Source organism: Synechococcus sp. RedBA-s (genome assembly GCF_024345495.1).
Lineage (GTDB): Bacteria > Cyanobacteriota > Cyanobacteriia > PCC-6307 > Cyanobiaceae > Regnicoccus_A.
Genome location: NZ_JAGQBF010000015.1, coordinates 60,771 through 71,543, shown reverse-complemented (window position 1 = coordinate 71,543; position 10,773 = coordinate 60,771). Strand labels below are relative to the sequence as shown.

Genomic DNA, 10,773 nt, shown 5'->3' with positions numbered 1-10,773 from the left:
CCCCTGCCCCCCCCCACCAGGCTGCGGCTGCCCCACGGCCTGGTGACGGCGGCGGCCGGCAACGAGCTGCATCCGCACCACTTCGATCGCCTGCTGAGCCTGCGCCTGGATCAGCCCCTGGCCCGGGTGGAGGCTCATCCCAGCGCTGGCGGTCTACTGGGGCTGCGCAACCTCAGCGACCAGGCCTGGCGGGCCGAGCTGAACACCGGCCAGCAGCTGGAGCTGGGGCCAGGACAAGCCTGTAATCTCGCGCCACTGGTGCGGCTGATCACGCCGTCCGGAGCGGTCGAGCTGCCCTGCTGAGCCCCCCCTCGAGCCTGGATCCGATGCCCTTCCCCAACGTCAGGCTCGCCAACCGGCCGCTGCACTTCATTTACATCTGCGATTGCTCCGGCTCGATGGCGGCCCAGGGCAAGATCCAGGCCCTCAACCAGGCCATTCGTCAGTCGTTGCCAGGGATGGCGGAGGTGGCCCGCCAGAACCCGGAGGCGCGGGTGCTGGTGCGGGCGGTGAGCTTCGCCGACCGGGCGGCCTGGCACCTGCAGCAGCCCACGGAGGTGCAGCAGCTGCAGTGGCTGGATCTGCAGGCCGGGGGCATCACGGCCATGGGCGAAGCGCTGGAGCTGGTGGCAGCGGCGCTGCAGTCGCCTCCTATGGAGGAGCGGGCCCTGCCGCCGGTGCTGGTGCTGATCTCCGACGGCCAGCCCACCGACGACTTTGACGCCGGCCTGGCGAGGCTGATGCGCCAGCCCTGGGCCCAGAAGGCGGTGCGGCTGGCGATCGCCATGGGCCACGACGCCGACACCGAGGTGCTGCAGCAGTTCATCGGCAGCGATCCGGGCGGCGGACTGCCCGCCGGCGAAATCCCCGGCGCCAGCGGCCGGAAGCCCCTGCACCGCTCCGGCCGCTCGCCCAGGCGTCCCCTGCAGGCCAGCAATGCCACATCCCTGGCCCAGTACATCCAGTGGGCCTCCACCGCCGTGGTGGGCGCCGCCTCAATGCCAGCCAGTCGGATGGCGGGCTCGGGGCCCGAGGCCAACATCCCCCTGCCGGATCTGCCCCCCACCTTGATGGATCTCACCGACGACATCGGTCCCTTGGTGTGGTGATCGGCTGGTGCCCGCCGCTGCAGGCCCGGCGCATCGGGGCGGCCCACCAGCGCCAGGGCCGCTCCTGCCAAGACGCGGTGGCCGTCGCCCAGTGCCGCAGCCACGACGGCCAGACTGCGCAGGTGATGGCCGTTGCCGATGGCCATGGCGGTGAGCGTTACCCCCTCAGCGACGTGGGCAGCGCCCTGGCCTGTGAGCAGGCGCTGCTGGCCGTGAAGGAGCACCTGAGCGCCACGGCCCTGGGAGGGGCCCAGGCACCCGGCCTCGACTCTTGGGCGCACTGGCTGGCCACAGGGCTGCCCGAACGGATCCACAGCCGCTGGCTGGCCCTGGTGCGGGACCACTGGCGGCAGCAGGACAGCCCCTCCGAAGCCGAGGTGCCACGGCTCTATGGCACCACCCTGGGCCTGGTGGTGATGACTCCCCGCTGGTGGGGGTACACCGGCCTGGGCGACTGGGACCTGGTGCGCCTGAACGCCGATGGACCGGCGGAGCTGCTGAGCGAGGAGCCGGCCGAGGTGGGCAGCGGCGAAGCCACCGGCAGCCTCTGCCTGGAGCAGGCCGCCCAGCTGTTTCGCAGCGGGCTGCAGCCGATCGAGGCTCCGGGAGCCCGTTTCGGCCTGATGCTCAGCACCGATGGCATCCGCAAGTCGTGCGCCACCGACACGGATTTCCTGGTGCTCGCCGCCCACCTGATCGCCACCCCCGCCGCCGGCGCCAGCGAGGCACTGGCCGCCAATCTGGAGCAGATCACCAGCGAGGGCAGCGGCGACGATGTGTCGGTGGCGATGGCCTTGCATGGCAGCTTCGACCCCACCACAGAGCTGCCGACTTCTGTTGAGCGCCCCCCCCAGGCCAGGAGCCTGCCGGCCCTGCTACCGGCGCTGCTGGGGGGCCTGCTGCTGCTCAGCACCGGCGTCGGTGCCAGCTGGTACTGGCTGCAGCAGCGGGACCTGGCGCAGCGGAACCTGGTGCTGCAGCAGGCTGAGGCCCTCCGCCGCCAGAGCCGCCAGCTCTGCGCGGGCCCACCCGGCGCCATCGCCGGCACCCTCAGCAGCCGGCGCAGCCAGTTCATGGGTCTGAGCCAGGGACGCCTGAAGGCCGCGCCTCTGCTGGCCGCGGCCGAACTGGATCCCCTCGGGGCCCTGATCGCCAGCAGCTTCGATCCCGCCAGCGATGGGATGGTGCAAGGGCAAGCCCTGAGCGCCCTCGGGCTCTGCCCGCTGCTCCTGGCTGCCCTGCAGCGCCAATGGCGAGCCACCCCCACCCCCATCCCTGATCACCCCGGCCGATGAACGACCACCAGCTCGGAGTCACCCTCAGGCAGCAGGTGCTCAGCAACCTCCAGCAGGGCCGCGGGACCGAGGGTCGCCGCCTGCAGGCCCTGGCCGGCGATCTCTGCGGCGAAGAGCAGCTCAAGCTGCTGCCGGCCCTGCGTCATCTGCTGCTCTCGGCCGCCTTCGCCAGTGCGGTCAGCCAGAGCCCGCCCCTGGACGGTTCGCGGCTGCAGCCCCGGTTGATGCAGGAACTGGAGGAGGTGTTCAACCCCTCCATCTGCCAGCGCATGGAGAGCGTGGTGGAAGGCCTGCTCGGCCAGTCGCTCGCCAAGGCCAGGGACTCCGTTTCAGAGCCAGCGCCAGCGCCAGCCAGCCAAGGCGGGGGCAACAATGCCCTGCTCAGTGGTCTCGCCTTCCTGAGCGGCGGCCTGGCGGTGGCCCTGGTGGGCGCCGTGCTGCTGCTGCGGCAGTCGCCCCCCAGCAGCGTGGAGATCCCCTCCACCCCCAGGCCCAGGGCGGTGGCGCCAGCCCCCAGCGCCAAACCACTCGCACCACCCCAGCAGGTGAACCTGCCGGAACCAGAGCCCATCACCCCGCCGCAGCCGCCAGCCGCCAACATCGACCAGGCGATCGCCGCCGTGGAGGGCCTCTACGCCGCCCTCAGCGGCAAGTCGTACGACCAGGCCCGCAGCTTCTTCGGGGGAACGGCGGCCGACCAATTCGATCCCGCCTTCTTCAACCAGTTTGAGCGGGTGAGCGTGGCCGATCTGCGCGAAACCGGCCAGGAAGGCTTCCTCGTCACCCTTCAGGGGGTGGTCACCTTCGCCTATCCCGACGGCAGCGTCCAGAGCGAAAGTCGCCGCTTCAGCGTCGACACCGCCAGCACGCCTGCCCTGATCACCGCCAGCGAGTTCGGGGGGGTGATCAAGGCCCGCTGAGCCAGCCGGCCGATCAGGCGGTCCCGCAGAAGGTAACGTCCGGGAACTTGACCTTGGCCTCATCGAGGCCCTTGCCCTTGCCCTCTTCCTGCCAGTAGTTGATCACCTCGGTGGCCTTGTTGAGGATCTCCACCCGCTCGTTGTCGGTGATCCAGGACTTGGCTTCGAGCTCACCCTTGAGGGTTTCCCAGGCATCTTCCCGGGGCCAGAAGAAGTAGGCGGTGAGGGGGCTTGGGCCGCCGCCGACGATCTGATCCACGGCCAGGGCCACGTTGTCGGGCAGCCAGAGGATCTTCAGCAGGAAGCGACCCTCATCGGCCTTGGGGGTGCGACCGGAGGGGACCCCGTCCTCATCAACCGTGGCCGAGGCCAGGGCGGCACTGGCTCCGCGCAACGGAGGACGACCCTGGGTGGGAGCCTCATCAGCGGTGCTCACCGCCACGGCCGCCTCAGCGGGGGTCTCTGTCGTGGCAGCGCTTTCAGGGGCCGTCATGGTTTCGGCGCTCAAGGCAAAAAGGCAAACAACTAACGTACCAGTCTCCGAACCAGCATCCCTGCAGCCGCGCGCCGTCCTTCTCTTCGACATCGACGGGGTGATCCGCGATGTCAGTGGCAGCTACCGGCGGGCCATCGCCGAAACCGTGCACCACTTCGGCGGCTGGCGGCCCGAACCGCGGCAGATCGACGCCCTCAAGGCCGAGGGCCAGTGGAACAATGACTGGCAGGCCTCGCTGGAGCTGCTGCGGCGCGGGGGACTCCAGCCCCTGCCGGCCATGGCCGCGCTGGTGGAGGTGTTCAGCCAGCTCTATTTCGGCGGGGATCCAGACGCTGATGCCAGTGGCTGGAGGGGCTTCATCCGCAGCGAACCGTTGCTGGTGGAGCACGGCTTCTTTGAAGCACTGACCCAGGCTGGCATCGCCTGGGGTTTCGTCAGTGGCGCCGAGCCGCCCTCCTGCCGCTACGTGCTTCAGCAGCGCCTGGGCCTGGTGGATCCCCCCCTGATCGCCATGGGAGAAGCAGCGGAGAAGCCCGATCCCAGCGGCTTTCTGCGCCTGGGCCTGACCCTGGCCAGCACCCCCGAAGGTGGCCTGTTGCCGCTGGCCTACCTGGGCGACACCGTGGCCGATGTGCACACGGTGGTGGCCGCCCGGCGCCAACGTCCGGACCTCCAGCTGCTCAGCCTGGCGGTGGCCCCGCCGCATCTGCATCCAGCCGAGCAGGCCAGCGCCCGGGAGAACTATGAGCAGGGACTGCGCTCGGCAGGGGCGGATCGAATCCTCCCTTCCACAGCCAGCCTGGAGCCAGGCCAGCTGCTGAACTGGCTCCAGGCTGCTCCCCTCAGCGCTCCATCGCCGTTGGCGATTTGAGGGCGGCGGCGCTCAGCACCTCGTGGCCTGTCTCGGTCACCACCACGTCGTCCTCGATGCGGATGCCGATCCCCTTCCAGCGCTCTTCGATCGCAGGCTGTCCCTCCGGCGCCTCCAGTCGGTCGCTCACGTAGAGCCCAGGTTCCACCGTCAGCACCATGCCCGGCTCCAGCAGCTGGGGATGCTCCCCGAGGCGGTAGGCGCCCACATCGTGAACATCAAGGCCCAGCCAATGACCCGTGCGGTGCATGTAGAGGTGGCGGTAGGCCCCCTGTTCGATCAACTCGTCGACCGTGCCCCGAAGCAGGCCGAGCTGCACCAGGCCCTCCACCAGCACCCGCAGGGCCGCCCCATGCACCTGCTCAGCATCGGCGCCTGGAACCACGCTGGCGATGGCCGCCAACTGGGCCTCCAGCACCAGCTCGTAGAGGGCCCGCTGCTCGCCGCTGAAGCGGCCGTTGATCGGGAAGGTGCGCGTGATATCACCGTTGTAATAGTCCGACACACTGCAGCCGGCATCGATCAGCAGCAGATCCCCATCACGGAGGGGCGCATCGTTGCGGATGTAATGGAGCACGCAGGCGTTGTCGCCGCCGGCCACGATCGAGCCGTAGGCGGGTCCACGGGCGCCCTGCTCCAGGAAATGCTGCTCGATCACCGCCTGGATCTGGCGCTCGCTCAGACCCGGACGGGCCACCTCCCGGGCCAGCTCATGGGCTTCGGCGGAAATACGTGCCGCCTCCCGCAGCCGCTCCAGTTCGGCCGGGCTCTTGCGCAGGCGCATGTCCTGCAGGATCGGGCAGGGGGCCACCAGCCCCAGGGCGGCATGGCCCGTGCGCGGGGCACGATCGAGCTGCTGGCCCCAGGCCTGCAGTACCAGCGGCTCCACGGCGGTGTCGCGGCCCACCCGGAAGGCGATCCCCTCGGCGCCCTTGAGGTAGTCGGCGAGGCGGCTGGCCAGCTCGGCACGAGGGTGGGCCAGATCGGCGCCGAACTGCTCCACCGCCCCCTCACAGCCCCAGCGGAAGCCGTTCCAGACCTCGGCGGAGGGATCCCTGGGCTCAACGAAGAGCACGAAGGGGTTGTCACTCTGGTGGGGCAGGAAAAGGGCGACGGCCCCCGGCTCATCGAAGCCGGTGAGATACCAGAAGTCGCTCTGCTGGCGGAAGGGGTACTCCACATCGGCGTGGTGCCGCACCAGCGGTGCGGCCGGAATCACCGCCGCCACACCGCCCAGGGCCTCCAGGAAACGCACACGACGCTGGTGGAACTCGGTCTGGGGGATCACCATGGGGTCTGCACCTCTAGCGAGAAGATGGCATACCCCATTGAATGAACGTTTCCCCATGCCGCGATCGGCCGCGACGACAACCCGATGAATGAGCTCCTGGGTCTGGCGGCCCTGGTGGTGGTGATCCTGATCGGGTCGGCTGTCTGCTCCGGAGTGGAGGCGGCCTTGCTCACGGTCAATCCCCTGCGGGTGCTTGAACTGGCCAGCAGGCCGCGGCGGGTGAAGGGGGCCAGGGCCCTGCTCGACCTCAAGAACCGCATGGGCCGCGCCCTGGCCGTGCTGGTGATCCTCAACAACAGCTTCAACATCTTCGGCAGCCTGATGCTGGGCAGCTACGCCGGCTGGGTGTTCTCCAGGCTCGACGTCGACCGGATCGCCCTGCCGCTCTTCTCCGTAGGGCTGACCGTACTGGTGATTATGTTCGGGGAGATTCTGCCCAAAGCCGTGGGCAGCCGTCTGGCCCTGCCGGTGTCGCTGGCCAGCGCCGCGACCGTGGGCGTGGTGCTGCGGTTGATGCTGCCGCTGGTGATCCTGCTGGAGCGGATCATGCCGGCGATCACCGCCGAGAGCGAACTCACCACCGACGAGGAGGAGATTCGCCTGCTGGCCCGCCTGGGCTCGCAGAAGGGCCAGATCGAAGCCGACGAGGCGGCCATGATCGCCAAGGTGTTTCAGCTCAACGATCTCACCGCCCGGGATCTGATGGTGCCCCGGGTGGCCGCTCCCACGGTGTCGGGCCACGCGCCGCTGGAGAGCGTGCGTGATCTGCTGCTCACGAACACCGCCGGGTGGTGGGTGGTGCTCGGTGAGGAGGTGGATGAGGTGCTGGGGGTGGCCAGCCGCGAGAGCCTGCTGGTGGCCCTGGTGGAGGGTCGCGGCAGCGACAGCGCCCTCAGCCTCACCGAACCGGTGGAGTACGTGCCGGAGATGATCCGCGCAGACCGGCTGCTCACCGCCTTCCGCCGCCGCAGCCATTCGGTGCGGGTGGTGGTGGATGAGCACGGCGGCTTCGTGGGGGTGATCGGTGCCGACGCCGTGCTGGCGGTGCTCGCGGGCTGGTGGCGGCGGCCCCAGTCCGCCGGGGAGGCCAAGGGATGAGCCCAGCGGCCATGGCCCCGCCCCCGGTTCTCGAGCGTTGTGAGCAACTGCTGCTGCGCTGGCGCGGCCAGCTGGCCCTCAGTGCCCGGGAGCGCTCCAGCCTGGGGCCGGAACTGGCCGCCTTCGATCGCCAGCTGGCTCGGCTGCGGAGCCGGGAGCTCCGTCTGGCTGTGCTCGGCCGGGTGGGTGTGGGCAAATCCAGCCTGCTCAATGCCCTTCTCGGGGAACCCCGTTTCGCCACCGACCTGGCCCATGGCTCCACCAGGGAGCAGCAGCGCCAGCCCTGGCCCGAGGCGATGGCCGGGCCGCTGCAGGTGCAGCTGGTGGACACCCCCGGCATCGATGAGGTGGCCGCCGCCGTCCGCCATCGCCTCGCCGCCCGGGTGGCACTGGGGGCCGATCTGGTACTGATGGTGCTCGATGGCGACCTCAGCCGGGTGGAAGCTGAGGCCGTGCAGCAGCTGCTGAGCTCAGGCAAGCCCCTGCTGCTGGTGGTCAACCGCCTCGACGCCTGGCCCGAAGGGGAGCGGCAGGCCCTGCTGGCCAGCATCCGCCGCCGGCTTCCCGCCGGCGCACGGGAGCTGGAGCTGGTGGCCGTTGCCGCCGCGCCCCGGGCCGGAGTGCTGCGGCCCGACGGGCGGGTGCGCAGCGAGCCGCAGCCGCCGCAGGTGGAGCCCCTGCGCCAGCGGCTCAACGGCCTGCTGCAGGCCCATGGGGAACTGCTGCTGGCCCTCAACGCCCTGGCGGCCGGGGATCGCTTCAACCAGCGCCTTTCGCACTGGCGGCTGCAGCAGCACCGCCGGCAGGCCCAGACCCTGATCGGACGCTTCGCCGCCCTCAAGGCCACCGGTGTAGCCGCCAACCCCCTGATCCTGCTGGATCTGGCCGCTGGACTGGCCCTGGACACGGCCCTGGTGCTGAAGCTCTGCGAGCTCTACGGCCTGCAGCTGAGTGGTCCCCAGGCCAGGGCACTGCTGAGCCGCCTCTCCGGCCACAGCGCCCTGCTGGGCGGCGCCCAGCTGGCCCTGCAACTGCTGCTGGGAGCCGTGCGCAATGTGCTGTTGCTGGCGGCGCCGGCCACCGCCGGGTTGTCCCTGGCTCCGGCGGCGCCGGTGGCCCTGGCCCAGGCGGCCCTGGCGATCCAGACCACCCGCCGGACTGGGCGCCTGGCTGCGGCCGCCCTGCTCAAGGGTGCCCAGCGCGGCCGCGCCCGCCCCGGGGCTCTGCTGCGCCGCCTGGGGCGCCATGACCCCCAGGCCCGCCAGTGGCTGGAGCAGTGGCAGCAGGAGGGCCGAGAGCCTGTGAGCGCCAGCCTGCTGCCGTGAGTGACTCCGCCGGCCAGCCGGCCTCGGTGGCCCTGTTCGGCACCAGCGCCGATCCGCCCACCCTGGGCCACCGCAGCCTGCTGGCGGGGCTCAGCCAGCGCTACCCCCTGGTGAGGACCTGGGCCAGCGACAACCCCTTCAAGAGCCATGGGGCACCCTTGGCCGTACGGGCAGCCCTGCTGGAGGCGGTGGTGGAGGGGCTGGGGAGTCCCAACCTGCGCCTCGACCAGAGCCTGAGCAGCCCCAGGGCCCTCGACACCCTGGAGCGGGCGGCGCGGCAATGGCCCCAGGCGGAGCTGGTGTTCGTGGTGGGCAGCGACCTGCTGCCCCAGATCCAGCGCTGGTACGCGGCCGATGAAATCCTGCGCCGCTGCCGTCTCGCGGTGGTGCCGAGGCTGGGCTGGCCGCTCGACTCCCTGCAGATCGATCAGCTCAACCGCCGCGGTGGCCAGGTGGAGGTGCTGCCCCTGCAGATTCCGGCCACGGCCAGTTCCGCCATCCGCCGGCACCCCGACCCCCAACTGGTGCCGCCGGAGCTCTGGCAGGTGTTGCTGGAGCAGAATCTCTACGGTCTGCGCTCCTGCCAGGCCAGCCGCCCTCCCCTGCGCTGATGCGTCTTGCCCTGGCCCAGATCAATCCCCTCGTGGGGGATCTGCGCGGCAATGCCGCCCAGCTGCTGGAGCAGAGCCAGCGGGCGGCGGCGGCGGGCGCCGATCTGGTGATCAGCCCTGAGCTGTCGCTCTGGGGCTACCCCCCGCGCGACCAGCTGCTGCGCCCCTCGCTGCTGCAGCTGCAGGGGCAGGTGCTGGAGACCCTCGCCGCCGAGCTACCGCAGGATCTGGGGCTGCTGCTGGGCCTGGTGGAGCCGATCGCCGGCCGCGAGCTGCCGGCCCTGCACAACGCCGCCGCCTTGGTGCACCGGGGCAGCTGGCGGGTGGTGGCCCGCAAGCGGCTGCTGCCCAGCTACGACGTCTTCGATGAACGGCGCTACTTCCAGCCTGGAGACCAGGCCTGCCTGCTGGAGTGGCCGTGTGGCGGTCGGGTCTGGCGGTTGGGGCTCACCATCTGCGAAGACCTCTGGGTGGAGGAGCGGGTGCAGGGCCACCGACTGGCGGGGGCCGACCCGGTCGCGGAGCTGGCGCCCCAGCGCCCCGATCTGCTGCTGAACCTCTCCGCCTCCCCCTTTGCCCAGGGCAAACCGGAGCTGCGCCTGGAGCTGGCGGCGGCGGCGGCGGCCCGGCTGGGCTGTCCGGTGGTCTACGTGAACCAGGTGGGGGGCAACGACGAGCTGGTCTTCGACGGGGGCAGCTTCGTGATCGATCCCCAGGCCCGGGTGCTACGCCAGCTGCCCTGCGCCCAGGTAGCCCTTGAGCTCTGGGAACCCAGTCCCCGGGACCCGGCAGCAGCACAGAGCTCAGCAGCGGCGCCAGCGGCCCCGGCTGCGGTACCGCCGGAGCCCCTGGAGCAGCTGTTCCGGGTGCTGGTGCTGGGGGTGTCCGACTACGCCCGCAAATGCGGCTTTCAGCGGGTGGTGCTGGGGTTGAGCGGCGGCATCGATTCGGCTCTGGTGGCGGTGATCGCCGCAGCGGCCCTGGGGGCTGAGGGGGTGCAGGCCCTGCTGATGCCTTCCCCCTACAGCTCGGCGGGCTCACGCCTCGATGCGATCGATCTCGCCGACCGGCTGGAGCTGCCCCACCAGACCGTGGAGATCGAGACCCTGATGGCGGCCTTCCACCACAGCCTGGATCCGGTTTTGGAGGGTGGACCCCAGGGGCTGACGGCCGAGAACCTGCAGTCGCGCATCCGCGGCACCCTGCTGATGGCGGTGGCCAACCAGCAGGGCCGTCTGCTGCTCTCCACCGGCAACAAGTCGGAGCTGGCGGTGGGCTACTGCACCCTCTACGGCGACATGAACGGTGGGCTGGCGGTAATCGGCGATCTCTACAAGACCACCGTCTTCAGGCTCTGCCACTGGCTCGACAGCGAGGCCGCCCTGGTTTGCCGCCGGTCCCTGGGCCTGCCCGCCAGCGGCGAGCTGATCGGCGCGGCGATCCGCACCAAGCCCCCCAGCGCTGAATTGCGGCCCGACCAGCTCGACAGCGATTCCCTGCCCGACTACGACCAGCTCGATCCCCTGCTCAAGGCCTACATCGAGCACTTGCGCTCCCCCGAAGAGCTGATCGCCACTGGAGAGGTGAAGGCCGAGCTGGCGCGGCGGGTGTATCAGCTGCTGCGCCGCGCCGAATTCAAGCGGCGCCAGGCGGCGCCGCTGCTCAAGGTGAGCGGCCGGGCTTTCGGTGGCGGCTGGCGCATGCCCATCGCCGCCGGACCACTCAGCTAAGCCATGAGTTGAGCCATGAGATGAGCA

General features: G+C 70.6%; 10 protein-coding genes and 1 pseudogene. 9 read left to right on the top strand and 2 right to left on the bottom strand.

Annotated elements, in window-relative coordinates:
- From KBY67_RS08150 to KBY67_RS08135, 4 genes and pseudogenes are all read left to right on the top strand, one after another.
- Positions 1–303: pseudogene (locus tag KBY67_RS08150) on the top strand (protein kinase); the annotation flags it as partial.
- 23 nt (positions 304–326) lie between these two features.
- Positions 327–1,109 (top strand): VWA domain-containing protein, encoded by a 783-nt coding sequence (locus KBY67_RS08145; protein WP_255110534.1) that lies wholly within the window; start codon positions 327–329, stop codon positions 1,107–1,109.
- The gene (locus KBY67_RS08140; protein ID WP_255110533.1) at positions 1,106–2,404 is read left to right on the top strand and encodes a protein phosphatase 2C domain-containing protein; all 1,299 of its coding nucleotides are present in this window, start codon (positions 1,106–1,108) and stop codon (positions 2,402–2,404) included. Before KBY67_RS08145 ends, KBY67_RS08140 begins: the two co-directional genes overlap by 4 nt.
- Positions 2,401–3,324, top strand: a complete 924-nt coding sequence (locus KBY67_RS08135) for a hypothetical protein (RefSeq protein ID WP_255110532.1) — start codon at positions 2,401–2,403, stop codon at positions 3,322–3,324. Before KBY67_RS08140 ends, KBY67_RS08135 begins: the two co-directional genes overlap by 4 nt.
- 13 nt (positions 3,325–3,337) lie before the next feature.
- Here the strand turns inward: KBY67_RS08135 and KBY67_RS08130 are convergent, their stop codons facing one another.
- Positions 3,338–3,832: a 30S ribosomal protein PSRP-3 gene (locus KBY67_RS08130; RefSeq protein ID WP_255110531.1), complete on the bottom strand. Its 495-nt coding sequence runs from the start codon at positions 3,830–3,832 to the stop codon at positions 3,338–3,340.
- Here KBY67_RS08130 and KBY67_RS08125 point away from each other — a divergent pair.
- Positions 3,816–4,691 (top strand): TIGR01548 family HAD-type hydrolase, encoded by an 876-nt coding sequence (locus KBY67_RS08125; protein WP_255110530.1) that lies wholly within the window; start codon positions 3,816–3,818, stop codon positions 4,689–4,691. The two genes, KBY67_RS08130 and KBY67_RS08125, sit on opposite strands and share 17 nt — an antisense overlap.
- On the opposite strand, the gene KBY67_RS08120 is transcribed toward KBY67_RS08125, so the two are convergent.
- Entirely contained in the window at positions 4,663–5,982 is a 1,320-nt protein-coding gene (locus KBY67_RS08120; RefSeq protein ID WP_255110529.1) for an aminopeptidase P N-terminal domain-containing protein, read from the bottom strand. The genes KBY67_RS08125 and KBY67_RS08120 overlap by 29 nt on opposite strands.
- An 84-nt stretch (positions 5,983–6,066) precedes the next feature.
- On the opposite strand from KBY67_RS08120, the gene KBY67_RS08115 reads away from it, so the two are divergent.
- From KBY67_RS08115 to KBY67_RS08100, 4 genes are read left to right on the top strand one after another with little or no spacing between them, the layout of a single operon-like run.
- Complete coding sequence (locus KBY67_RS08115; RefSeq protein WP_255110528.1) at positions 6,067–7,080, top strand: CNNM domain-containing protein; 1,014 nt, start codon at positions 6,067–6,069, stop codon at positions 7,078–7,080.
- An 11-nt stretch (positions 7,081–7,091) separates the two neighbouring features.
- Positions 7,092–8,405: a DUF697 domain-containing protein gene (locus KBY67_RS08110; RefSeq protein WP_255110527.1), complete on the top strand. Its 1,314-nt coding sequence runs from the start codon at positions 7,092–7,094 to the stop codon at positions 8,403–8,405.
- The gene (locus KBY67_RS08105; protein ID WP_255110526.1) at positions 8,402–9,016 is read left to right on the top strand and encodes a nicotinate-nucleotide adenylyltransferase; all 615 of its coding nucleotides are present in this window, start codon (positions 8,402–8,404) and stop codon (positions 9,014–9,016) included. The genes KBY67_RS08110 and KBY67_RS08105 overlap by 4 nt, the downstream gene beginning before the upstream one ends.
- Positions 9,016–10,746, top strand: a complete 1,731-nt coding sequence (locus KBY67_RS08100; RefSeq protein WP_255110525.1) for an NAD+ synthase — start codon at positions 9,016–9,018, stop codon at positions 10,744–10,746. Before KBY67_RS08105 ends, KBY67_RS08100 begins: the two co-directional genes overlap by 1 nt.
- Positions 10,747–10,773 lie beyond the last annotated feature (27 nt).

Excerpts from the sequence above, each read along its gene's own strand:
- KBY67_RS08110 (WP_255110527.1), top strand. The coding sequence starts at position 7,092 with ATGGCCCCGCCCCCGGTTCTCGAGCGTTGTGAGCAACTGCTGCTGCGC.
- KBY67_RS08125 (WP_255110530.1), top strand. The coding sequence starts at position 3,816 with ATGGTTTCGGCGCTCAAGGCAAAAAGGCAAACAACTAACGTACCAGTC.
- KBY67_RS08145 (WP_255110534.1), top strand. The coding sequence starts at position 327 with ATGCCCTTCCCCAACGTCAGGCTCGCCAACCGGCCGCTGCACTTCATT.
- KBY67_RS08120 (WP_255110529.1), bottom strand. The coding sequence starts at position 5,982 with ATGGTGATCCCCCAGACCGAGTTCCACCAGCGTCGTGTGCGTTTCCTG.
- KBY67_RS08100 (WP_255110525.1), top strand. The coding sequence starts at position 9,016 with ATGCGTCTTGCCCTGGCCCAGATCAATCCCCTCGTGGGGGATCTGCGC.
- KBY67_RS08135 (WP_255110532.1), top strand. The coding sequence starts at position 2,401 with ATGAACGACCACCAGCTCGGAGTCACCCTCAGGCAGCAGGTGCTCAGC.
- KBY67_RS08115 (WP_255110528.1), top strand. The coding sequence starts at position 6,067 with ATGAATGAGCTCCTGGGTCTGGCGGCCCTGGTGGTGGTGATCCTGATC.